Annotated in this window: 20 protein-coding genes and 1 pseudogene; 17 read left to right on the top strand and 4 right to left on the bottom strand. The window is 44.2% G+C overall.

Going from position 1 to position 24,992, the window contains the following annotated elements; all coding sequences use genetic code 11:
- Nucleotides 1-232: pseudogene (locus BUA75_RS16160) on the bottom strand (DDE-type integrase/transposase/recombinase); the annotation flags it as partial.
- A gap of 381 nt (nt 233-613) precedes the next feature.
- Between BUA75_RS16160 and BUA75_RS15710 the strand changes: the two are divergent.
- The 5 genes from BUA75_RS15710 (at nt 614) to BUA75_RS13105 (ending at nt 6,500) form a co-directional block, all read left to right on the top strand.
- Nucleotides 614-1,594: an ABC transporter ATP-binding protein gene (locus tag BUA75_RS15710; protein WP_420950311.1), complete on the top strand. Its 981-nt coding sequence runs from the start codon at nt 614-616 to the stop codon at nt 1,592-1,594.
- 3 nt (nt 1,595-1,597) lie between these two features.
- A complete protein-coding gene (locus BUA75_RS15705) occupies nt 1,598-2,563 on the top strand; it encodes an ABC transporter ATP-binding protein (RefSeq protein ID WP_072875046.1) in 966 nt (321 codons plus the stop codon).
- A gap of 185 nt (nt 2,564-2,748) precedes the next feature.
- Nucleotides 2,749-4,509, top strand: a complete 1,761-nt coding sequence (locus BUA75_RS13115) for a peptide ABC transporter substrate-binding protein (protein WP_242650334.1) — start codon at nt 2,749-2,751, stop codon at nt 4,507-4,509.
- Between the two features lie 94 nt (nt 4,510-4,603).
- On the top strand, nt 4,604-5,494 hold the full coding sequence (locus BUA75_RS13110) for an ABC transporter permease (protein ID WP_072875045.1): 891 nt from the start codon (nt 4,604-4,606) through the stop codon (nt 5,492-5,494).
- Between the two features lie 52 nt (nt 5,495-5,546).
- Nucleotides 5,547-6,500 carry an ABC transporter permease gene (locus BUA75_RS13105; protein ID WP_072875044.1) on the top strand — a complete coding sequence of 318 codons (954 nt, stop codon included), beginning with the start codon at nt 5,547-5,549 and terminating at the stop codon, nt 6,498-6,500.
- A gap of 58 nt (nt 6,501-6,558) precedes the next feature.
- Here BUA75_RS13105 and BUA75_RS13100 read toward each other — a convergent pair whose 3' ends face one another.
- Entirely contained in the window at nt 6,559-7,857 is a 1,299-nt protein-coding gene (locus tag BUA75_RS13100; RefSeq protein WP_072875043.1) for a uracil/xanthine transporter, read from the bottom strand.
- A 72-nt stretch (nt 7,858-7,929) separates the two neighbouring features.
- On the opposite strand from BUA75_RS13100, the gene BUA75_RS13095 reads away from it, so the two are divergent.
- The 3 genes from BUA75_RS13095 (at nt 7,930) to BUA75_RS13085 (ending at nt 10,599) form a co-directional block, all read left to right on the top strand.
- Nucleotides 7,930-8,667: an HAD family hydrolase gene (locus BUA75_RS13095; protein WP_072875042.1), complete on the top strand. Its 738-nt coding sequence runs from the start codon at nt 7,930-7,932 to the stop codon at nt 8,665-8,667.
- A 76-nt stretch (nt 8,668-8,743) separates the two neighbouring features.
- Nucleotides 8,744-8,956: a DUF378 domain-containing protein gene (locus tag BUA75_RS16315; RefSeq protein ID WP_072875041.1), complete on the top strand. Its 213-nt coding sequence runs from the start codon at nt 8,744-8,746 to the stop codon at nt 8,954-8,956.
- Nucleotides 8,957-9,042: 86 nt separating this feature from the next.
- Nucleotides 9,043-10,599, top strand: a complete 1,557-nt coding sequence (locus tag BUA75_RS13085; RefSeq protein ID WP_242650333.1) for a Na+/H+ antiporter NhaC family protein — start codon at nt 9,043-9,045, stop codon at nt 10,597-10,599.
- Here the strand turns inward: BUA75_RS13085 and BUA75_RS13080 are convergent.
- Both BUA75_RS13080 and BUA75_RS13075 read right to left on the bottom strand, forming a co-directional pair.
- On the bottom strand, nt 10,596-11,915 hold the full coding sequence (locus BUA75_RS13080; protein ID WP_207549766.1) for a purine-cytosine permease family protein: 1,320 nt from the start codon (nt 11,913-11,915) through the stop codon (nt 10,596-10,598). The two genes, BUA75_RS13085 and BUA75_RS13080, sit on opposite strands and share 4 nt — an antisense overlap.
- A 123-nt stretch (nt 11,916-12,038) precedes the next feature.
- The gene (locus BUA75_RS13075; protein WP_072875040.1) at nt 12,039-12,626 is read right to left on the bottom strand and encodes a transcription repressor NadR; all 588 of its coding nucleotides are present in this window, start codon (nt 12,624-12,626) and stop codon (nt 12,039-12,041) included.
- A gap of 250 nt (nt 12,627-12,876) precedes the next feature.
- Between BUA75_RS13075 and BUA75_RS13070 the strand changes: the two genes are divergently transcribed.
- From BUA75_RS13070 to BUA75_RS13030, 9 genes are all read left to right on the top strand, one after another.
- Nucleotides 12,877-14,556 (top strand): ABC transporter ATP-binding protein, encoded by a 1,680-nt coding sequence (locus BUA75_RS13070; RefSeq protein WP_242650332.1) that lies wholly within the window; start codon nt 12,877-12,879, stop codon nt 14,554-14,556.
- Nucleotides 14,553-16,361 carry an ABC transporter ATP-binding protein gene (locus BUA75_RS13065; RefSeq protein ID WP_072875038.1) on the top strand — a complete coding sequence of 603 codons (1,809 nt, stop codon included), beginning with the start codon at nt 14,553-14,555 and terminating at the stop codon, nt 16,359-16,361. Before BUA75_RS13070 ends, BUA75_RS13065 begins: the two co-directional genes overlap by 4 nt.
- A gap of 59 nt (nt 16,362-16,420) precedes the next feature.
- On the top strand, nt 16,421-17,311 hold the full coding sequence (locus tag BUA75_RS13060; protein ID WP_072875037.1) for a hypothetical protein: 891 nt from the start codon (nt 16,421-16,423) through the stop codon (nt 17,309-17,311).
- Between the two features lie 66 nt (nt 17,312-17,377).
- Complete coding sequence (locus BUA75_RS13055) at nt 17,378-18,841, top strand: hypothetical protein (protein WP_072875036.1); 1,464 nt, start codon at nt 17,378-17,380, stop codon at nt 18,839-18,841.
- Nucleotides 18,842-19,042: 201 nt separating this feature from the next.
- On the top strand, nt 19,043-19,942 hold the full coding sequence (locus BUA75_RS13050; RefSeq protein WP_072875035.1) for a LysM peptidoglycan-binding domain-containing protein: 900 nt from the start codon (nt 19,043-19,045) through the stop codon (nt 19,940-19,942).
- 127 nt (nt 19,943-20,069) lie between these two features.
- The gene (locus BUA75_RS13045; protein ID WP_072875034.1) at nt 20,070-21,695 is read left to right on the top strand and encodes a spore germination protein; all 1,626 of its coding nucleotides are present in this window, start codon (nt 20,070-20,072) and stop codon (nt 21,693-21,695) included.
- A complete protein-coding gene (locus tag BUA75_RS13040) occupies nt 21,692-22,849 on the top strand; it encodes a Ger(x)C family spore germination protein (RefSeq protein WP_072875033.1) in 1,158 nt (385 codons plus the stop codon). Before BUA75_RS13045 ends, BUA75_RS13040 begins: the two co-directional genes overlap by 4 nt.
- Before the next feature lie 15 nt (nt 22,850-22,864).
- Nucleotides 22,865-23,989 (top strand): GerAB/ArcD/ProY family transporter, encoded by a 1,125-nt coding sequence (locus tag BUA75_RS13035; RefSeq protein ID WP_072875032.1) that lies wholly within the window; start codon nt 22,865-22,867, stop codon nt 23,987-23,989.
- Nucleotides 23,990-24,065: 76 nt separating this feature from the next.
- Entirely contained in the window at nt 24,066-24,854 is a 789-nt protein-coding gene (locus tag BUA75_RS13030; RefSeq protein ID WP_072875031.1) for a DODA-type extradiol aromatic ring-opening family dioxygenase, read from the top strand.
- The last annotated feature ends 138 nt before the right edge of the window (nt 24,855-24,992 follow it).

Genomic DNA, 24,992 nt, shown 5'->3' with positions numbered 1-24,992 from the left:
CTTCCCAAACGATTTGAACGATGGGCATCACATCCCTATACCGAAGAGAGCGAGTACGCTTAGCGGGCGGTTTATCGTGCTCCGGTTTGGGTTTCATAGTGGCAATCGCGTACTTCCGCGCGTATCCCAGGGTCCGCTCCAACTCATCCAAAATCTGCGATTTCTCTTGCCTATTGCGTGCCTTAAGGTAACGCACGCGCATCGTACTCAGGTACTCTTGCCGACTCTGCATGGACATCCGCACATCGATCCCTTCGGTAAGATTTCTGTTTGAGTGAGCCGATACCCTTTCGGTAAGATTTTAGCTGAGTGATCGCGTCTTCTTTACAATATAGTTAACACAATATACAATGTCCCCATTCAAGAAGAAATGGTTGCGAAAGTAGAGTCAATTCGACAAGCAGCTTCCGGATTGGAAGTGTAATAGATTGTTGGGAAACAGGTGCTTTCGCCAGCCTTTGAAAATAAGAAAAGATTTGATATTCAAGATTGCGGAATGGAGCAGGGTTAGGTGGCAAAGTTCTTGCAATCTGAAAACAGGTTGTCTTTGCCATAACAAAGGCTTCCTGATTTTTCTGCAATCACAGATTGTAGCACAGGAGTGAGTAGCGCATTGGCTAATAGCGTATTAAATGTGGAGTCGTTGAACGTCGAGTTCAACATGGAAGGAAATTACTTCCACGCTGTGCGCGACGTTTCCTTTAAGATTGAGCCAGGAGAGACGCTAGGGCTCGTCGGTGAATCTGGTTGCGGAAAAAGTGTGACATCTTTAGCGCTTGTTCGCCTGCTCACACAATCCGCTCGGGTTACTGGCAAAATTGAATATCAAGGCAAGAATTTGCTGGATTTGCCGGAGAGAGATATGCGTGATATTCGTGGCAACGAGATCAGCATGATTTTTCAGGAACCTATGACATCATTGAACCCGGTCTATAAAATTGGCGCTCAAATTTCCGAAACCTTGTTGCTTCATAAGGATATCTCACCACGCGAAGCTTTTCAACAATCATTGGAAATGCTAAAAAAAGTTGGAATTCCCAGACCAGAAGATATCATGGACGAATATCCACACCAACTTTCTGGTGGTATGCGTCAGCGTATTATGATTGCCATTGCTATGGCGTGTAATCCTAAATTATTGATTGCTGACGAACCAACTACAGCGCTTGACGTGACTATTCAGGCGCAAATTCTTGAACTCATGAAGGGGATTTCTAAGGATTTAGGAACATCCATCCTCCTCATTACGCACGACTTGGGTGTGGTGGCTGAGATGTGCGATCGCGTTGCTGTTATGTATGCGGGTCAGATTGTTGAGCAAGGCAGTGTTGATGATATCTTTTTCAATCCACAACATCCTTATACGCGTGGATTGCTTAATGCGATTCCGAAAATTGATGCAGAGCAAAAACAACGTTTACAACCGATTGAAGGAAATGTACCGCCGATTACGCGTATGCCTAAAGGTTGTCGTTTTTCGCCACGCTGCATGCATGCAAGTGATCGCTGCCGCGCTCAACAACCCGGATTTTTTCAGGTGGATAATGCGGAACACTTGTCGCGATGCTGGCTGAATGAAGCGAAGGAGGCGTAAACGATGAGCGAAGTGTTACTCGAAGTTAAAAACCTAAAAAAGCACTTCCCCATCCGTAAGGGTTTTATCCGTCGCACTGCCGGTTATGTTCGCGCTGTTGACGGTATAGATCTTACAGTGTATGCGGGTGAGACGCTTGGTGTTGTTGGTGAGTCCGGTTGCGGTAAATCAACCATGGGTCGGAGTTTGCTCCGTCTTGTAGAGCCAACCAGCGGACAGATTCACTTTCAAGGTAAAGATATCATGAAGCTGAGTAAATCTCAGATGCGCGATATGCGTCGTGAGATGCAAATTGTATTTCAAGATCCATATGCGTCACTCAATCCTCGCTACACGATTGGGCAGACATTGTCTGAACCTATGGAAATACACCATTTGCACAACTCAACGGCGCGCAAACAACGTGTGCAGTCAATGTTAGAGCGTGTTGGACTGGATCCGTCTTATTCCAGTCGATTCCCGCATGAATTTTCCGGCGGACAGCGCCAACGTATCGGTATTGCTCGTGCCTTGGTTCTGAATCCAAAGCTGATGATTCTTGATGAACCGGTTGCTGCCCTTGATGTATCCGTTCAATCGCAGGTTATTAACTTATTGGAAGATTTGCAGCAGGATTTTAATCTCACCTATATCTTTGTGGCGCATGATTTATCCGTAGTGAAACACATCAGTAATCGAATTCTGGTTATGTATCTCGGGCGTATGATGGAGCTTGCATCCTCCAACGATTTGTTTGCCGATCCGCTTCATCCATACACGCGCGCGCTCTTGTCGGCTGTGCCGATTCCAAATCCGCGTGTGAAACGAGAACGTATTATCCTGCAAGGAGATTTACCAAGCCCAGCTAACCCTCCAAAGGGTTGTGTCTTTCATACGCGTTGCCCGCTTGCACAGGACGTTTGTCGCGAAAAAGTTCCTGAGTGGCGTGAAGCAAAGCATAATCATATGGTTGCCTGCCATTTGGTTTAATGGTAATGGAGCCCATGCCGAGAAAGGGGGGATGCGTAGGACGTGGCTCATGCCGGCAACTATGGAATGCAACGACGATGGGATGAGTGCATGAACACGGCGTACTTTCAGTCACCTGCACGCTTTTACTTGGGCGTTGTGAGACTCGCGTTCAGATGCATAGCAGAAAAAAGGGGGTTTCCAATTTGAAGTTGAAAAAATCTGTTTCTGCAGTCGTTGCAATGGCAGCTGGCACAGCATTGCTCGTGACAGGATGCGGTACATCTACGAATAACACGTCCAACTCATCCAACAGCACGTCATCGACGTCGCAATTGACGCCGCAAAAAGGCGGAACGATTACAGTTGCGCTTCCGCCGCAGACCGACTTAAACTGGTATTTTCCTTTAGTGAATTCAAGCTATGATAGTTTGTATAATTTTCAAATGATTGACATGTTGTATAAACCACTGATATGGATTGGTTCCAACTATAAAATCAATTATAGTTCTTCAGTTGCGGATAAAATCCAATACAACAAAAAAGGAACCGTCTATCACGTCTATTTAAATCCGAAATGGAAATGGTCAAATGGTCAACCTGTGACCTCCAGTGATGTTCTATTTAGCTGGAATGTTATCAAGGCTATCTCAGCTCCCAATGCACCAGCTCCTTGGCCCTATGTGAATGCAGGGGTAGGCGATATACCGAATGGAGTACAAAGCGTTGTAGCCAATGGTCCTTATGAATTTACAGTGACCTTAAAACAGCCAGCTAACCAGCAGTGGTTTATTTATAACGGGTTGTCGCAGTTGGTACCACTTCCGGCTAAAGTCCTTAACAAATATCCAAACAATATGACGCAAGAAATTAAGTATTTGGGTCAGAACGGCACGAATCCGAATTTTGATACAGTTGTCGATGGTCCATTTAAGTTACAAAATGCAGTTTCCAATCAATCCTGGACCTTGGTACCTAACACAGCATATTCTGGCCACAAGTCTCTGGTTGATAAATTGATTTTTACGTATGAAGGTTCAAATGCAGCGGAATTTGCTGCACTTAAAACAGGAACGGTTAATGTTGGTTACATTGATCAAAGTCAATTGGGAGCTAAATCTGCATTGACTTCGATGGGTGATAAAATCACGCCTTCCTACAGCCTTTCCTTCTTTGATGAGATGCCTAATATGAACTCGGGATCGAAATCAGCCAGTATCTTTAAACATTTGTATGTGCGTGAAGCTTTGATGATGGGTGAAGACCAACAGTCTATGAATCAGTATATCTATAAAGGTTTCGCTGAATCTCAATATGGGCCGTTGCCTCCTCAACCTGACACAGCGTTCACATCGCCGGAATTGTTAAAACCTCTATATCCATTCAATATTGAAGCGGGTAAAAAATTGCTTGAAGAGCATGGCTGGCACGAAGTGAATGGCATCATGACGAAGAATGGACAACAGATGAAATTTCTGATGATTTATTCTGGTGGTACAACTTCGACGGATGACCAAGTTGAACTCTTAAAAGAAGATTGGGCGAAGGAAGGTATTGATGTAACGCTTAAATCTATGCCGTTCTCCACACTGGAAAGTGTAATCTCTAATCCAAAAGATGCGAATCAGTGGGATTTGGCTGCAGGTCAAGGTATCATTTATGGTGGTTCTTATCCGACAGGTGGCGAAATTTTTGGAACCGGTGGAGGATTGAACAGCGGAGGCTATAGCAATCCAGAAATGGATGCCTTGATTAAAGCGACACACCAGCCGTATCCGACGCAGCAACAATCTATCCAGGCTCTCTTTAATTATGAAAATTATGTTGCACAACAACTGCCAGTCATTTTCACAGATAACCCTGCTAGCTTGACGGTTACTGCTGCAAACGTACACGATGTAAACACATACTCTAATCCAGTAACGGGTTATCCGCAAATGAACTATTGGTGGGTGTCCTCTAAATAACAAGAATCTCGCACTAGCAAAATAGTGCGGCTTGTAGGCTTGCGGGCGGCAGGTCATCACCGCCCGCAGCAGATAACAAGCGAAAGGAGGTCCTATGCTCAACTCAACGATTTTTCAAGAAGAAGAGTTACAGCAAGAACAAGTCGTCTATGAACGCCCTGGTTTTATGAAACGCTTTTGGAGGTCAGGTACCACCAAACTAGGAGTATTTTTACTGTTGTTCCTTGTTCTATTCTCTTTTGTGGGTCCATTGGTTTATCGCAAAAGTGCGATTGCCACTCACTTGCTTTACACAGTGCAGGGACCATCCGCCCGTTTTCCACTTGGAACGGATAGTCTTGGCCACAATATTTTGGCCCAACTTATGGTAGGCGGGCAGTCATCATTAGAAGTTGGTTTTGCAGCAGCTATCGTTACGATGATTTTTGGTACGTTTTACGGAATGGTTAGCGGACTGGCTGGTGGTTGGGTCGACTCACTCATGATGCGTATAGTGGATGTGATTTTGGCAATACCATCCATTTTTATATTGCTATTCTTAAACGTTGTTTTTCAACCTAACATTTGGATCATGATTCTCGTGCTTGCCTCCACCTCATGGCTTGGCGTTAGCCGACTAGCGCGCGGGGAAGTATTGGCGCTCAAAAACATGGTCTATGTGGAAGCTGCCAAAGCACTTGGTGCGCGGGTTGGGCGCGTGATGTTCCGATATATGCTACCGAATTTTATTGGTACGATTTTAGTGGCTGCAACATTGAGTATTGCTGATTCCATTTTAGCTATGGCAGGTTTGAGTTTTCTGGGTCTTGGATTGCCACCCCCGGCACCAAATTGGGGTAGTATGCTGTCCGACTCGTTGAACTATATGTTCCAGAACGCGTGGTGGATGATTTACCCGCCAGGACTATGTATTCTAATTTCTCAAGTCTCCATCAATCTTATTGGTGACGGTCTTCGCGGTGCAGTGGAAACGCGTCAACGTTAAGCGCGTTTCCCGTCTCTACCGTTCGGAAAAAATGAAACGAGGAGGATAATGGATGCTCAAATATATATTGCGGCGAATTTTAGAGCTGATCCCCACTTTAATAGGCATCTCTCTGATTTCGTTCATTATGATACACATTGTTCCTGGTAATCCAGTGCGTATTTTGTTGGGTAACCGTTATACGGTGGCTCGCGCAGCGGCACTTACAAAACAGTTAGGCTTAAACAAGCCATTGTGGCAACAGTTTCTGATTTGGTTGTGGAATATTTTGCATGGCAACTTTGGATACTCCTATGTTTACGATAAGCCGGTTGTTAAGCTAGTTTTGCAAGCGATTCCTCATACTTTGGTGATTGTCGTCGTCTCTGTCATGTTTGCTCACATATTCGCAGTATTTCTTGGCGCCGTACAGGCATATTTCCAAGATACAATTTTTGACCAAGTAGTTACCGTCATCAACTACTTCTTTTATTCTATGCCATCTTTCTGGCTGGCTATTCTGTTGATTATCTTTTTTGCCATCGATTTACCTTGGTTTCCATCTGGAGGCATCGTAAATCCTCAAGCGACGAATCCAAGTTTCGCGGATTTTCTGCATCACTTAGTTCTTCCAGTTGCTTCACTGTTCCTGGTTTCTGTTGCCGGTTGGGCTCGTTTTATGCGGTCGTCTATGCGTGAAGCGTTACTTCAAGATTATGTTCGTACTGCCCGTATGAAGGGCGCTCGCGAGTTTCGTGTCCTTTTCATTCATGCACTGCGTAATTCCATCATTCCGTTGATTACGCTGTTAGGTCTCTCACTGCCTGCTCTGTTAAGTGGTGCTTTGTTTGTAGAAGAAATTTTCAACTATCCGGGAATGGGTCTCTTGTACTGGAACGCCATCATGTCCCGTGACTATCCTATCATCATGGGTGTTACGTTCTTTCTCGGAGTAGTAACCATTTTGGGCAATCTATTGTCAGATGTACTTTACGCAGTGATTGATCCTAGAATTCAGTATCAATAAGCTGAATCAAGAAATCATCAAGAAATTCCTATGATTTCTATGGGCTGACCGATATCGGTCAGCCCTGTTTTTCTGTTTTCCAAGGGATACAATTTTCAGTGACAACAGCTATAAGAATACCTAACAGCATACCATTAGAGAGTAGTACCTGGAGCATCATGGGCAGGCTAGAAAAACTATGGCTTGGCAAGGTCATGATAGCAAGCCCCAACAGAGTTGGAAAGGCCAGTCGAAATGTGTTCATAGCATTAAAAGTGAAACCTTGGACATTTATTAGGGCAGCACCAAAAATTTGAAGATATGCAACAAAGAGAACAGCATCACCAACAGCAATGGGTAAGGTTGAAAGAAAACCAGCAAGAGCAGGGAATACGCCTATGATCATAAAGAGGAGGGCAGCTATGATGAACGGTTTGCGGTCTAGTACACGTGTTGCTCGCAAAAAACCTATTGCAGAAGTGTAAGGCGCATACGGAATGAGTGCGAGTGGGCCGGAAAGCATCGTATATAATCCTGTTAGAATAAATGATCTTCTCATTTGTTGCTTGGTTGCTTCTCGACCGAACAAGCCTTCTGAAGCACGCAGCGTGGCAATGGTGTTTGTAGTATTGAGCAACGCGGTAACGACTCCAGCAATTACTAAACTGATTTGAAAGTGTGGGTTGCCAAGAGCAAACCATTGACCTATATGACCAAAACTAGGGGCAATAGACTCTTTGTTTTCCCCAAACAAAATGACGTAAGCAAGCCAGCCCACGACTAGACCAAAGAGAATACTGATGTTGGCCACAAAACCACGTGCAAATAAACTCATTCCAGCAACAAAGAACATCAGAATCATGGAAAAAAGTAAAATATCTGGTTGGATTACAGGGCCGCTGTCTAAACCAAGCATGCCGCGAAAGAATACATCGATTAATTGAGCCGAGAGCAGAATCAGTAGTACCGCCATCACAATGGGACGAAATAACTGATTTAAATACCGATAGGCTCCCAGGACTCCAAGCAGGATAATCAGTAATCCACCTAGTATCATGCCCACTTCCAGACTTCCGCCGATTTCAGCAAGCGATAGCCCAGAAGCAGCCCCTAGATTGGCTAAATTAAGGACAATTCCCCACCAAAGTCCACTTTGACCTTCCATAATAGGTAACTTGTGACCTATCCAGGCTTGTAAAAGACATGCAAGACCCGTAAACATGAAACTACGAGCCAACATCCCGCTGATGGCACCATGTGTGAGATGAAACGCTGCTCCCACAGATAGAGGAATAACAACAGTATTCGCAAACATAAAGCCAAGCCACTGAATACTAGCCAAGCTTGTGGTAACGTAATTGGAAGCTGGTGAGCGCAAAAAATTCCCTGCTTTCTATGCATATTTAAAATACAACCTTATCCAACGTGCTATGGGAAGGAGCAATCATTGATGACAGTCAAGCCATTATTTCATACAGTTTTGTTCGATCTCGATCATACTTTGATTGATACATCACTACAGTACACAGCAGGTTTGCCAGAAGTCCTTCGACAACTCTATGGTCACCAAATCCCAGATCATTGGATGGAAGAATTTTTTCGTCACCATGAGTTATTATGGAAGGAGTTTGATGCACGTCGGATAACGATTGATCAACTCCGACGTGAGCGTTTTCTTAGAACTTGGCATGCCTTTGAAAGACAACCGAAGGCTGAGGAAGTCGAACAATTTCAACGTTTACTAGATAAGGCCCTTGATGAGTATACACGTCCTTTACCCGAAGCAGAAGAGCTTCTGGCTCAAGTGAGTAAAGAATTTCCGCTGGCCATCCTCTCCAACGGATCGTCCGATGTCGTGAGAAGAAAATTAAAACTAGCTGGCTTAGAATCCTATTTTCATCCAGAAGCTGTCTTTGTTTCGGAAGAAATTGGACCAGCAAAACCAGATCCACTTATCTATCGACAAGTCAGTCTTCGTTTGGGTTCACCTGTCGAACGGTTGTTGATGATTGGAGATAACTATGGGGGAGACGTGATAGGGGCAAGAAAGGCCGGCTTGCAGGCGATTTGGTATGTGCCAAAGTCAGAAGGCATTCGACTATCGGACGGTTTGAATGCTGGAGAACCTATGCTCACAACTGCAAAAGAGGTTTGGCAAACCATTCAAAAGCTGCAAGAGGTCAGATGACCAGGCACGCTTCGACATTGCTTGGTCTAAGTGGGCACAGACAGGCATATGTAGAGGACAAAGGGAGGTGGCTGATGTGGAAAGAGCCGCATGGTGGCTGGTAGTCATTGGAGCCATCAATTGGTTGTTGGTAGGACTTTTCCAATTTGATTTGGTTCAAGCGGTTGGAAATTCTGTATTTGCTGATTATGGGAATCTATTTAGTCGCGTTGTTTACGTACTCGTGGGTGTTGCAGGAATCTATCTGCTGCCGAGATTGTTTGGTGTCCAGGTTGTACGAAAAAAATAAAATATTTTCTTAAAAAACTGTATGAGATTTCTCTTGTGTGAAATGTTACGTAATGAAACGGAACAATGAACGCAGGAGGAATTTTTATGCATTTGTATGCGACAATCTTTTCGATGATACCCTTTTTGATTGTCATCCCTATTGCGCTCATCAGTCGGCAAGTTATTCCCGGACTTATTGTTGGCCTTCTGGTGGGTTCCTACATGCTTCATCCCACCTTTGTAGGAGGGCTCAAAGGTGCAATTGGTACGATTGTTCAACAAGTGGTTGTGCCAAACAATGCCAATCTTTTGCTGTTTTTATTCGGATTTGGCAGTTTTGTCGGTTTGGTGCGTGTCACAGGTGGTGTACAGGGATTCGCCAATTGGATGGGAAAACGTATCCATACAGCTCGAGGTGGATACGGAATTACTTGGTTGACCGCATTTTTTACCTTCATGGCGCCAGATTTTCGTATTGTCGCCATAGCTCCTGTCATGCGCGGCGTGATGAAAAAATTAGGTGTTTCAGTGATGCGCTCTGCTTTTATGATTGATTTGACCGCAACACCGTTTATTGCAGTCATTCCAATAGGTACAGTTTTTGTTGGCTATATGATTGGCCTGCTTTCAACTTCGTTACATCATGCTTCAGCAGGAGGATTGCGACCGTTTCAACTCCTGCTCGAATCTTTACCGTTTAATTTCTTCTCTTGGATTGCCCTCCTTTATGGACTATTTGTTTCGTTTCGAAAGCCAAAACCAGCAACAGCGGATGGGGACACACCTCACAATCACAAACCTATTCATCGCCATTTACGCTGGCGTTTAACGGAGCAACAGATGCAAATGGCTCACCGTGCGTCGCGTGCTGCACATGCAGAGGTAGGGCAAGTTGGTGAACTGGGAGAATCTAGTCAATCTGGGAAATCTCGTGCCTTTCCAGACGCCTTGGAACTAGCTTCCGATGAAATTAAGCCAGATGCTCTCAATCTGGTTTTGCCACTTGTACTTCTTCTTGCCTTGACTTTCTTCTTTACATGGTGGAGTGGTCGAGCGCAAGCCACCAATATCTTTAATGCCTTTTTACATGCCAATGCCTCGTTGGCAATGTTGGAAGCCCTAGTTGTGACCTTGGTAGTAAGTTCTATTTATTATCTAATTAAAGGGCTAGGCATAGATCGCATCATGTTTGGATTTATGTCTGGTGGTAATGAAATGATGTCTGTCAACGTTCTGCTTATCTTTGTTTGGGGTGTTTCCGCCATTTCGTCCGATCTCGGTTTTGCGCAATACACGCAGCGGGAAATATCTCATTTTGTACCTGTTGCATTGTTGGTTCCGGCACTTTTTGTTATAGGTTGTGTCATTTCGTATTTTATTGGTTCTTCGTTTGGCGCTTGGGCTATGTTGATGCCGCTTGGTTTTGCAATTGCTCAACATGGTGTTGGCCACCTGCCGCTGATTGCTGGAGCAGTATTTGCCAGTGGAACATTTGGCGGCTTTGCTTCACCGCTCAGCGACAACACAGTAGCCATGTCAACTGTCACCAAGTTGCCGGTCATGGATTACGCCAATTACAAAACAAAGGTAGCCGTTTGGTTGGCTGGTATTTCTACAGTGCTCTACGCTGCTGTTGGTTGGTTGATGCCTAATATTGCTTAGCTTTCTTTAGGTAAAAACCAAGTGAGAGTAAATGCAACTAAAAATCCAACAATAAACGTCAAATCGGTTCCACCCAAAGCTTTGGCAATCGGTCCTTCATAGAGACTGCTTGACATAAATGGAATAGAAACTAAAATTCCGATGATAAATGCAAGCAAACGGGACAGGCGGAGAGATGTCACCGTCCGAGTTTGAAATTGATTTTTCCAGAAATCAGCGAGTAGTACGCCAACCCAAGGCGTAATCCAATAGCCCAACAGCAGCAGGAAGTTTTCGTAATTATTTTCAAAACTACCAGCGCCAATCCAGGAAAGAATTAGCCCGAGCAAACAGGTAATGACGGTCATGACGCTTCTTGGCAAACGAATATCTATAGCTAAAGCAGATAGGGCGTTGGAATAAAGATTGAGTGCATCAGCAGCTGTGCCGCCAAGAATAATGGCAATGACCGCCAAGTCTCCAAAAGAACCCATGACACTGTGCAATGCAGCAATACTGTTGCTGCTGTTTTTAGCCAGCAAAGCAACACCCAGACCCACCAACTCCAACCAAAAACTGGAGAGAAAATTGCCTATGGCGGCAAAACTGACAATCCTTGCAGAAGGTGTGTCGTTTTTGAGATATCGACTGTAGTCCGAGGCGTAAGGCGCCCAACTTCCTACGTATGAAAAGGTAGCTGCCGCCATGATGGCAAACAATGGCCATACGTTGGAAGGATGCGGATGATAGCTGAAAAAAACAGAACTATGTTGAACAAGCCGCACAGAAACAACCAAAAATAGAACACCTAAAACGATGCTCATTATGCGCTCATAAATATGGATGAAGTGGTGGCCGAGAATGGCCACCACACCTTGTATGACCACAAGACCTAAAGAAAGAATGAAAAAAGGTATACCGGGCAGAAGGGTTTGTAATCCGAAGGTACCCAATATATTGTTGACTGCAAACCATCCTACAGTGGAAAGAAAATTAAAAGCGGCTGGCAAATATTCTCCTTTAATTCCAAACGAGAAACGTCCAATCACAAGTTGGGGCAAACCATATTTAGGCCCCATACTCGCCAGGGCACCTACAAGCAAGGACCCAACCACGTTTCCAAGAAGCAAAGCTGCCAATGTAGCCCACAACGGCAAACCAAGAGAAACGGGTAGAAAACCAAGCGCAAAATCGGCAATCGTTAAATTACAGCCAAACCAAAGTGTCAACTGGCTCCAACTGTTTTTCTGTCGTTCCTCTTGAGGTATAACTTCCACGCCATAAGGTTCAATCTGTAATTGACGTTGATAACGAACTGTATGTTGACGAACAGCCAATGACAATTCCCCCCAAAAAAATCGTCCAAAAAAATAATTACACATGTATATACACATGAAAAGAGAGTTTTGTAAAGTGATTTTTTGATTATCACTAATTTTTCAAAAAGGGAAATATTAGGTTTACGAACGCATTAAAGGAGAGCGTTTATTCAAGCCATTGGCAAGATGAGCTTCAATGCCCTGGTCAGCCAAAGCGGATATCGCTTCTTGAAGCCTTTTTTTGGATGGTACATGTACTGTGTGAAAATGCCAACCGTCCGTAAGAGAAGAAAGAAAAACAGCTTGTGTATTTTTAGCTTGTTGAAGAAAATGTTCGACATCTTTACGGGATTGCAAATCGAGTGTACCGCTCAGTGTTCCATAAAGAGGATGAGCCACTTGCACGTCAAGTACAGCCACACCGTGATCGACCAAAATGTAGAGCTCAGAAGCAGTTTGATCTGGACGATGGAAGACTTCCAGAAGAAGGACATGTCTACTGGACAGTTCTTCTTTCATAAGCATGTATCCGCGTGCTGTGGATAAAATAGGATAGCCAGACGATTTCAGCAGAGCAATATCATGGACAATCACCTGGCGCGTAACATCCAGACGATTGGCTAGTTCTTGGCCGGAGAGAGGTTTTTCGAGTTGGCTGAGCCAATCGAGTATTTGTTCCTGGCGAGCTTCGCGAGCCGCTGTATGATAGTTTTTTTTCTCTTTTTTCACGCTTGTTGACACCTCTGTTTTCGACTACAATGAATTAAGAATATTTTCGTCAGACGAAAAGTTTAATCTATGATTCGTAAAGATATGAGAACGTGTTTTTATATTTTGTGGAAGTTTATGATATAAACCGAAAGCATTGAGCTTGTGGCTGCATTTACGGCACCCTAAGCGAGAAAGGTCGATTGTTATGAATCCAAGGAAGCTGCTCTGGCAGTTTCTGCTTGAACATAAAGGCTCCTACAGCTTATCGTTGCTCTCCATCATAATATCGGAGTTTATCACAGTTCAATTCCCTAATTTGCTTGGAGAATTTACTGACGCTTTACAGGCAGGTAAAATGACCAACCGGCTTCTTCTCCACTATGCGATTTTGCTGGCGCTGGTTGGCATAGCTTACGTGATTCTATATGGAATTGGACAGCTTTGGAACGGGGCGCTCGGACGCCAGTTTGAATATCTGTTGCGAAAACGTCTCTTTTTGCACTGGGAATTGCTTTCGACTACATATTTTCGACATCGCAGTATTGGTGACCTGCTCAATCATGCTATGACAGACGTGCGCCAAGTTCGCGAAGCATTGTCTGGCGGCCTGAATATTCTTACGAATGCAGTCTTTTTATTGATCGCCACACTCTATATGACGTTTCGCACGGTTTCAGTCAAATTGACACTCCTTTCCCTCATTCCACTTGTTTTTGTGCCGCTCTTTATTGTCTGGTTTGGCCCCAAGGTGCGCATCGCTTCTCGCCATGTCCAGGAAGGACTTTCCGATATGGCAGAACTCACTGAAGAAAGTTTGGCAGCCATTCGTCTCATTAAAGCAACTGGAAATGAAGAGATAGAAGAAGAACGATTTCGCAAACGTGTAGAAGAGATTGTACGTCGGCAAATGACAATGTTCACACGTTCAGCAACGTTTCAGTCCATGATTCCTTTAATGGGGTCTATTGCGTTTGCCATTGCATTGCTGTATGGAGGCTGGCTGGCCCTGACCCGGCAAATCCCACTCGGTTCTTTTGTTGCTTTCACGCTGTATCTAACCATGTTGATTCAACCTTTGCAACAAATCGGTTTTGTGATTAACAATTTTCAACGCGCTTCCGCGTCGCTATTGCGCCTTTCCATTTTGTTGGGTGAGAAACCAGAAATTCAGTCACCTCCAGAACCGCAAGCGTTAGAAGAGGTTCGCGGGGAGATTCACGTCCATTTGCCAGCCTTTCAGTATGCTGATGCCGATGAACCCACGCTCTACGAAATTGATTTTCGTCTGCCCGCTGGACGCTCACTCGGCATTGTTGGACGTACCGGATCGGGCAAAACAACACTGGTTAACCTGATTCCGCGTATTTTCGATCCACCGTCGGGCACGGTCTTTCTAGACGGTATTGATGTACGCCAACTTTCCTTGGAAGCTTTGCGTGAAGCCATTTCCTATGTACCTCAAGACGGATTTCTCTTTTCAACCACGATAGCGGACAACATTCGCTTTGGTGATAGTGAGGCATCTGATGAGGAAGTGCATGCTGCCGCGCGTGCGGCAGCAATTTATGAAGATGTTATGGATTTTCCTAAAGGATTTGAAACGGTCATTGGAGAACGCGGTGTCACTCTTTCTGGCGGTCAAAAACAGCGGACAGCGATTGCTCGTGCTCTGCTCAAACGTGCTCCGGTGCTCATTCTGGATGACGCTCTCTCAGCGGTAGACATGCATACGGAAAAAAGTATTCTAGCCGAACTTACCGAGCGCAGGAGAGGGCAAACCAACATCATCATTGCTCACAGACTCTCGGCTGTACGCCATGCTGATCACATTCTTGTGCTGGATGAGGGGCGGGTAGTAGAACAAGGTACACACGAGTCGCTTCTTGCAGCGGATGGTATCTATGCGCAAATGTACAGACTGCAGGAGGAAGAGGAGGCGGTAGGATGAGCAAGAAAAAGGCGAATACGAGCGGTATGGGGAGTTTATTGCGTTTGTTGCCGTTTGCCAAACCTTATCTGGGTCATTTTTTGCTGGTTCTGCTGCTTGTCATTATTTTTAATGCAACTAGTGTGATGCAACCTTATCTGGTCAAAGTGGCTATTGATAAAGATATTGCTGTTTCGCAGCCTAATTGGCAGGGACTTTATCATATCACAGCTATTTATGTTGGGATTGTGGTTCTTGGCGTGGTGGCAAATTTTTCACAGATTCTTCTCCTTCAATATACAGGGCAGAGTATTATACGTGAAATTCGTCTGCAATTATTCCGTCATATTGAGCGTCAGTCTATGCGTTTTTTTGATACCAACGCCATTGGTCGTTTGGTGACCAACGTGAGTAGTGATACGGAAACTGTAAGTCAATTTTTTACGAATTTTGCACTCTCCATGATGCGCGACGGACTCTCCATTGTCATGATTATCATTGCCATGTTTGAGCTAAACGTGCGAATCGCTGCTTTTTCCATGATCATATTGCCAGTGTTGTTTGCCATATCTTTTGCTTTTCGAAATCGATTGCGTCAAGCCTACCAGACTACCCGCACTCGTCTCTCCAATATTGTGGCTTTTTTAGCCGAGAACTTGGCGGGTATGCGTATCATTCAAATTTTTCATCAGGAATCAAGGCAGGCAGAAAATTTCGAGCGGCTCAACACGCTGCATCGACAAGCAAACGTTCGCGAGTATCGGACTTCCGTGTTCTTTAACCGCGTATTAGAACTTGTAGGCAATGTCGCTGTCGCTGCTGTAGTTTGGTTTGGCGGTGGTGCGGTGTTGCACCATGCGATTTTGTTTGGAACACTATATGCATTCATCTCTTACATTCGACAATTTTTTCAACCCATCAACTCAATGACTCAACAATGGAATACTTTGCAATCGGCCATGGTAGCTGCTGACCGTATTGGCCGTATTTTTGCGTTGCAGCCAGAGATTGTTGATCTTACTGAAGCAACCCCTTTAGCTGACTGGCACGCGGTGGCCGGGAAAATTCAGTTTGAGCATGTGACATTTGGCTATCATCCGGAATTGCCCGTGCTGCATGATATTTCTTTTACGGTCGATCCCGGTCAATTTATTGGCGTTGTTGGTCCGACGGGGGCGGGTAAGAGTTCAATCATGAGTTTGTTGACAAGGTTTTATGAACCGCAGGAAGGACGTATCACCATTGATGGGAGAGACGTGCGTCACTATACCCAAGCTGATTTGCACGCTATTATCGGGATCGTGCAACAAGAAGTCAATCTATTTGCTGGAACGGTACTAGACAATATCCGACTTTTCCGTAAAGACATTTCACGTGAAGAGGTGGTTGCAGCAGCCGAGCGAGTCGGAGCGCATCGTCTCATTGAACGGATGCCGGAAGGATACGATACGCCGCTTGTAGGTAAGGGTGCGAATTTGTCAATGGGCGAGCGACAGTTGCTCTCTTTCGCGCGTATTGTTGCTTTGAATCCGCGTATTTTAATTTTGGATGAAGCTACAGCCAATCTGGATAGCCAGACAGAAGAACTGGTTCAACATGGACTGATGGAAGTTGCAAAGCAACGCACGACACTTGTCATTGCCCATCGTCTGTCCACCATTCGTCATGCTCATCGTATTTTGGTACTTGAAAAAGGACGTCTTGTCGAATCGGGTACGCATGAGGAATTGGTAGCAGCAGGTGGACTATACGCATTGTTGACGGAGCAAAGCTCAGTAGAAACTGCTGCTGTTCCAAAGAGTCACTCAATCGCCGTGTTGCACTAGGGCATTTACTTAGCCTATGCTATCATGGACGGAAGAAATGGGTCGGGAGGTCTGTCCGTTTGAATGGATCTAGAAGTTTACAAAAACCGCTTGGATTTTGGGCTATTTATGGTGAAGCATGGAAAATATTTCGCAAATATCCGGGCTATTTATTTGGTGCCACCATTGCCATTCTTGTACCCTACAGTTTATTAAACATCTATGTTTCAGCTCGTTACGCTAATCCTAAAGCTTTGCAACAAATGACCCAAGCTTTTTCACAACTGCAAAACACTCCAGAGGGACAGGCGGCGAGTTCGCCAGCATTGTCTGCTGCAGTTCATGGCTATATTTGGCTGCTCGCCGTTTCGTTGATCTATTTGGTGGTCGCTAAACCTTTTGTCAATGGCATGCTGATTTTTCTTGTGATGTATTTGACGAGCAAAGGAGAGGCGCCTTCTTTAAATGATGGTTCTAGCTATGCAGTCCGTCGTTGGTTTCCTTATATTGGTACAGTAATGATGCTAGCGATTTTGGTCATTGGTGGTTCCATGGCTGTTTCGCTTTTGCTTGGTGTACCTACGGCAGTTGTTTCGCTAGCCTCTGGATTACATTGGGTCTATCTTTTGCTCTTTATACTACTCTTCGTCATTGCGATTTATTTTGCTGTGCGCTTTAGTCTTTCTTTGACGGCCACTCTCGCACAGCCGATAGCTGGACTGATGGCAGTAGGACAATCTTGGGGATTAACCAAGCGTTTCTTTTTTCGAACGCTTTTCTTTTTGCTGCTGATTGTTCTTCTGAATGGAATTATCCCGCTCCTCATCAGTTTTTTGGGTGGAGGTCAGATGCCTATTTGGCTATCTTCTACACTGGATTCTGTGGTCAATATTTTATTGACGCCTTTTTCTGTTGTTGCCGTGACCTGTTACTATGTCGATTTACTGGTGCGCCATCAATTGGGTGCTTAATCAAGCAGTAGAGAAAGCTATGAGTGAATCTGCCTGCTCGGATGAACTCTTTTAGAAGGAGGAGTCATGCAAGCGAATCGCCTCAAACACAAGCTGCTGAGTCCGTCTACTGCTCTACTTGTAGTTTGGACTGTACTTTTTGCCTGTAACGCCATGGCACCGTTGACCGATCCCGATACACCATGGCACATGGCTACAGGCATGTATATTCTTCAGCACCACCATATTCCGCGGCACGATGTTTTTTCCTGGTCTATGCGTGGTAAGCCATGGGTAACTCAGGAATGGCTGTTTGAGGTGATACTTGCTTGGCTGTCCTTACATTTTCAATTTGCGGGAATATGGTTTTTAATTGTTGTTATACAATGTGTGACGCTTGGTTTTGTTTATGTGCTGGCTCGACGGCTGGCGGGCGGAAATGCAGTCGTAGCTGCTTTACTGGCAATTCTTGCTGTTCTCGTAGGCTGGCCATTTTGGGTTATTCGCCCACAAATTTTTTCCTACGCCTTATTTGCTGTTTTTTTGTGGATACTGGAGAGCTATCGACGAGGTCATCGTCACTACATTTGGCTCAGTTTACCTCTCATGCTCATTTGGGCAAACTCACACGCTTCTGCACCATTAGGACCGTTGATGATACTTTTTGAACTGGCTGTATCGTTTCTGCCCTCATGGGGGGCACTTGTTCAATCTTCATTTTCTCAACGAGATCGGCTTCAGCTAGCTTTCTTTGCCATCACATCGGCGGCAATAGGATTGTTGAATCCGAATCATTGGCACGAATATGCGTACGCACTGCTTGGCGGTAATGCCCTCATGGTGCGCAGCATTATGGAATGGCATTCACCGGATTTTCATCAATCCCTGTATAAATGGGGCGTATTGCCTTATTTTCTCATTCTTCTTACGCTACTCGCGTATCAACGTCGAGGGGTGTTATGGAAGTTTTTTATTTATACGGCAGTGACTTTTGCGCTCACCTTGGTCTATCAGCGTTTTCTACCTTATTTTTCTATATCCTCTGCTGTACTTTTGGCTCAAATGATTCCTCAGCGATTTTCACTGAGCGATGCCAACCGTTCTTTTTTATGGCGTATTCTTTCGGGTATGGTCTCAATCCTGGCGTTGGTCTGGCTTGGTTATGCATTGCCAACCGTCAAAGGAACCTTTCGTCAACATCTCTCCAGAAATGCTTTTCCGTTTGGTGCGGCTGCCTATTTACAAAAACACCATGTCCAAACCAGTTTACTCAACGCGTACGACTGGGGAGGGTTTCTCATTTATGAACATATCCCCACTTTTGTCGATGGACGAACCGATATTTTTCTCGAAAACTATACTTTTGCTAATTATATGGACTTGCAAAATTTAGCCAGTGATGCTCCGGCTTTACTCGATGAATATCAGTTTCGCTATATTCTCATGCCACCCAATTATGCTCTGACCGTTTATTTGGAGAATGATGCTGATTATACCCTTGTCTATGAGGGACGGTTGGCAGATATTTTTAAGCGGGTCAACCCTTCATAAACAAATTGGGTCTGGTTATGGAGTGGAACCATGCGGACAAGCCTTGCCGGGCAGATTTTTTACAGGCACAATCGCCTATTCTCGCATAGCATGGGGAGAACAGGAAATGTGGGAATGCGATTGGTTGAGGTTATGAATCCATTCCTATGGCCTCAGGTCCACTATACGGATCGCTTAGACCGGCAAGCGGGGGGATAAACATTGCGTATTCATACTGTCATGCGCGGCGATACGCTGCGTTCAATTGCTGCGATTTATGGAACAACGGTGCGTGAATTGCTGCGTCTCAATGAGCTGGACAATCAAGAGTTATTAGTACCCGGACTGCACTTGTTGGTACCTGGCAAGCCGACGACTGTCCGTCCTTACACGGTTCAGCCAGGTGATACGTTAAAATCTATCAGTGAAAAATTGCAAATTCCCGAACAGGGTCTCTCGCGTTGGCTCGGTATCAGTCCAGCAACAGCCGGAAAAGAACTGGTGGCTGGACGGACTCTCTATGTACCAGAATTGTTGACCAGCAAGAAAACGATTGAAGTGAATGCCTATATGACGCCTAGTGGACAGCCTTCCGATGCTGAAATGTTGCAAACGGTCTCAGACATTACTTATGTCAGTATGTTTTCCTACCAGGTGAAAGCAGACGGTACGCTCAAGCCGCTTAACGACGCGGTTGCTCGTCAAGCGGCCAAACGTTATGAAATTGCTCCGCTTATGACGGTTACTAATTTTGATGGCAACACTTTTAATACGGAATTAGCCCATACTATCCTGGCAAACCGTTCGATGCGTCAAAAAGTAATCGATCATATTTTGTCCGAGCTTGGTGAGCGTGGTTTTCGTGGCGTTAATGTAGACTTTGAACATATGCGGCCAACGGATCGCCCGCTTTATAATCAATTTATTCAGCAGCTCGGGGATGCAGTCAGGGCACGTAATTATTCACTTTCCATAGCCATGGGACCAAAGACATCAGATGAACCGAATGCACCATGGATGGGGGCGTTTGATTATCGCACACTCGGGCGGGAAGTAGATTTTCTAATGCTCATGACGTATGAGTGGGGATGGGTCGGTGGACCTCCACTAGCCAGCATTTGACTACCACACAAACCTCTAAAAAGGGTAGACATGATAAGATGTTCAGTGTGCGGTTTCTTGTCAACTGTATAAATGTAATTTTTATTGGGGAAAAGAAGGTGAAACAGGTAAAATACATGAAAGAGTGATGGATTTGTTTGGCATCTTCAATCGCAGTGACGCCAAAGATCGATACCCAAGTCGCTACAAACCGAAAGTGCCAGATTGGCGTGATGCGCCAAAAATTACGGGAGACTTAAATCATACTGTAAAATATCTCCGACAAACGGCAGGACGAAGTATAGATTTTCGGATCAGCAGTTCAGACATCAATGGACGTGAAGTCGCTGTTGCCTTCTTTGCTACCATCACGGATAAGCAAGTTATTGAGGAACTTTTAGAAAGAATAAAAAGTCATGATTTTCCCAAACATTTGAGTATGAAAGTTCTACCTTCTTATCTGGCTCGCCATGTTTTAACGAGTACCAATATTACGATTATGGAAAATTTGTGGGAAATCCGTGAACGACTGACACTCGGTGAAGCTATTCTCCTGGTCGATGGTCTCAATCGAGCGGTGTCTGTTGGTGCAGGTTCGGTTGAACAGCGCAGACCTAATTTGCCGCTTTTGGAATCTAGCTCACGTGGAGCACAAGTTGCATTTGTAGAAGATTTAAACATTAACCTCGGTTTACTCCGCCACGTACTACAAAGTGATGCGCTCACAATTCGAGAAATAGTTGTTGGGTATCGCAGCCGTACACGTGTCGCGCTTATCTATGAGCATGACGTGGTCAACATGACCTTGCTAGAGACGGTGACTAAACGTATTGAAGCAGTACATGTGGATAAATTGACAGGCAGCGCAACACTTGAGCAAAGAATTGTGGATAATCGCTGGACCATTTTTCCACTGACTCGCGCTAACTCTCGATTGGACAATGCTACGAAAGAAATTGGGCAAGGTAAAATTTTGATTTTAGTTGATGGTGATCCAACAGGATTGATTGTGCCTGGGAACATTTTTGATAATTTTCAGACTATGGAAGATGATCAACATAATTATATCGAAGCAACGCTAATTCGTTGGTTACGTATAGTTTCCTTTCTTCTTGCGATCTATTTGCCAGGTGCCTATATCTCGCTGACAGATTTTAATCCGGAATTGATGCCACATATTCTAGTCATGCAGATAGCAGGTTCACGAGAAACTGTACCGCTGAATGCTTCCCTGGAAGTCATCACGATGCAATTTTCGATAGAGATTATTCGCGAAGCAGCACTTCGTATGCCAAAAGTTATGGGGCAGACCATTGGTATTGTGGGTGGTCTGGTTTTAGGTCAAGCGGCTGTAGAGGCAGGATTGGTCAGCAATATTTTAATTGTAGTGATTGCTCTCACGGCGATTGCTACATTCGTAATTCCCAATTATGAATTTACTACGGTTACCCGCATACTTAGTTGGGCGAATATTATTGGAGCAAGTTTATTCGGAGTGTACGGATTGTTGTTGATGAGTATGTTAATGATGTACCACATGTATTCTTTAAAATCATTTGGAAGTAAATATATGGTTCCTATAAATGGGGAACATTGGAAAGATTTTTTCCTGGATGGAATATTCCGCTTTCCACTGGCCATGCTCGACAAGCGAGCGGAACACCTTAACAATAAGGAATCTACTCGAAGTTCCGATTATACCGATCCCGCTCCACATCCTTTACTGGAAAAGAATCCCCATGTTTTGAAGAAGTCAGAGGATAGAAGAATATGAACAATATGGTAAACAAATATCTGCTTACCGGCTTTATGGTATGCATGTTATTGTTTATTCCTGGTTGCTGGGATTATCAAGCAATGAACACTAAGGCCCTGGCGATTGGTATGGCTATTGATCAATCACAGGATGGCAATCCAGAAAAATTTCGCGTCACCATTCAATATCCGGTCTTTTCAGGCTCTTTAGGCGAAGGAGGAGGTTCGTCAGAAAACGGAAAAAATCATGCTGAAGAATCAGCGGAAGGCTATACATTAGGAGAAATTCTTCGCTCTATACAATTAAAAATCAATCGCAATCTTGATTTGAGTCAAATTCAGACTATAGTGCTCAGTAGTCAACTAAGACGAGAGATGCAGCAGGATATTTTAGAAGATTTAATCCGTGAACCACGTACGAATCGAATGGCTTATATGGTTAGCAGTCCATTCCAGGCTTCAGATGTCTTAAGCGCAAAACTGGATAAAATTTCGGCATCGGACGATCTCAGTAAGCGGTTTGGTGGGATTTTTCACCAAAATGGCTACTATATCAGTCGAACGCTTTGGGAGTTTTGGCGTGATCAAACACTGCCAGGATATGCTTCTTCTTTACCGCTCATTCGTCCATGGAAAGACCAGACTGGCAAAGTTAACAGACTTCTGGCTGAAGGAATTACGGTCTATCCACCAGATGGGAAAGTATTTACTCTCTCCAAAAAACAAACTTTATCAGTAAATTTTTTGCTTGGAACAGTCAAAAATATGAATTTAGATATTCCCTATCATCAAAAAATCGTGTCCTTGTCTTCAGTGTACGGGGAAAGCCAAATGCGATGTTTTAGGCGCAACTCGAAAATGATTCTCTATGCACGTATTTATATTCACGGCATTTTGGGAAAACGGGGTCATGTGAGTTTAGCGAATATGCCCCCAGCCAATGTCATGGCGCTTCAAAATTCAGTCGAGCAGTATGAACGAATGCAGATTTTGCAAACCTTAAAGCTGTTGCAAAAACATGGGGCAGATGTTTTGGGATATGGAGAAATCTATCTTCAAAAACATCCTGAACAAGAGCAACAAGTACGGAGCAATTGGAACCGCATCTTTCAAAAAGCGTCCGTGGAAATCGATGTTCAAGCATGGATAAGCAGCAAAGGAGTTCTGATGTAGAAGGGTGGGAAACCGTTGCTAAAATTGACTCATATTCAGGCAATCTGTCTTCTCTCTACTAGTTTTCTACCGCTTCTGTTTTGGGTTTTTCCAAGATATGCAGTGAGTTTTTCAGGCATAGATGGACAATGGGCGATACTCGGGGTTTGTCTGTTTGGTATTCTATCGGCCGTTTTGCATGGTTGGATAAACAAAACATTCTATCCCATATCTGGTGGGCAAATCGGGGAAATGATATTTGGAAAATGGTTAGGACGTTTTTTTACGCTCAGTTACATTCCTGGCTATATTCTGTTTGTCTCTCTGAGTCTTTTCTCCTTCTCACTGATTTTAAAATCCATATTACCGAATACTCCCCGTTTTGTCATTGTCAGTAGCATGGGAATTGTTGCTATGATAGGTGCTCTCTATGGATTAGAGACATTGGCAAGTTCCGCCTCGCTGATATTTCCAATTATTTTAGGCATTCTCTGTTTTTCCTGTATCAATTCACTGATTCACGCGCATTGGACAGGAATATTTTATCATCCTGTAAATCTGCAGCAATCTTTGTTTGGAGCCGAACATCTATTTCCTATATTTCTAGGATTCAGCCTCTATTTGATACTCAACCCTTACGTTATTCAACATCGCCGAGAATCATTTAGTATTCCTTTGTTCAGTATGGCTTTTGCAACAGGTACGCTTATTTTGATCTATGTAACTTCAGTAGTAGTGATTGGCTATTCAGGAATACAATCACTGACCCATCCTACAGAATTTGTATTGCAGTTGGCTCAGTTGCAGGGTCTATTGGTTGAACGATTCGGTATTGTCTTTGTCAGTCTGGTAACGCTTTTTGAAGTAGTATTTTTCAGTAACCATTTATGGGGGCTTTCCGAAACGATAATGAAATCTCTCAATTTGTCAGTTCATATTCGAGCCTGGCTAGTTGTAGGAGTGACAGTTGCGGTAATTTCAGTTTTTCAAGTCGTTCCGAATCAACAGGCTTGGGATAATTTAGTTAATCGAGTGTTGTTTCCATTGAGCTGGTTCTATCTTATAGGGCAGCCTATATTGATTTTGAGTACGTATCATTTACGCAAAGCATTGGGTAAAGGCCTGATTTTAACTCCATCATCGAGTGGAGATGTGGGCTAATCAGTTATCCCAAAATAGGAAATGAACGGTTGAGTGATATACTGAAAATATCTAAGTAACGATAGGGGAGTATTCAATGATATCACCCATGTTCATTGCCCACGGTTCACCCATGGTAGCCATTGAAGACAGTGAGTACGGCAAATTCCTTGATAAACTTGGGAAAACTCTACCACGTCCGAAAGCTATTGTCATTTTTTCTGCACATTGGGAATCTAAAATTCTGACTGTCAGTGAAGTAGAGCAATATTCCATGATTTACGATTTTGCAGGTTTTCCGCCTGAACTTTATCAGGTTGAGTATCCTGCCCAAGGTCATCCAGCATTGGCCAAACAGATTCAGCAACGTCTACAATCGGCTGGTATTCCTTATGTGGTGGATGAGAAACGTGGGCTCGATCACGGTGTATGGACCATTCTCCATCGATTGTATCCGCACGCAGATATTCCGATTGTTGCTTTATCGGTTCAGCCCAATCAATCTCCGCGGGCTCTCTTTGCTGTAGGTCGACAGTTAGAAGCTTTGGCGAAAGAAAATATACTTGTGATTGGAAGTGGGGTAACTGTACACAACTTTCAAATTTTACCTTATCGTGATCGGCCAGAAATCAAGAAGGCTGTGTACAGTTTTGAGAATTGGCTAGAAGAAACTTTGCAGGCTTGGGATTTGGAAAAGTTATTTGCTTATGAGAGAATTGCGCCTTATGCGGAAGTTGCTGTACCCTCTATGGCCCGCGAACACTTTGTCCCACTATTTTATGTGATGGGGGCGGCAGGAGAGAAAGTTAAGGTAGAAACACTTCACCGCAGTTGGTTGTTTGAGGTGATGAGCAATACAGTGTTTGCTTTTCATCCAATTCACTGATGCTTGAGTGAGAAACATATAAAAAAGAGAACTATGGAGTGTGTAGGCATGCAAGAGAAAAAAGAACCAAGAGAAGTGGGATTTGTGGAATGGGACGACATCGATGATGACGAAGAGGATAAATATGGTTTTTTTCTC

This window comes from Alicyclobacillus tolerans (genome assembly GCF_900142255.1).
GTDB classification, from domain to species: domain Bacteria; phylum Bacillota; class Bacilli; order Alicyclobacillales; family Alicyclobacillaceae; genus Alicyclobacillus_I; species Alicyclobacillus_I tolerans.
This window is presented reverse-complemented; position numbering and strand designations above follow the sequence as displayed.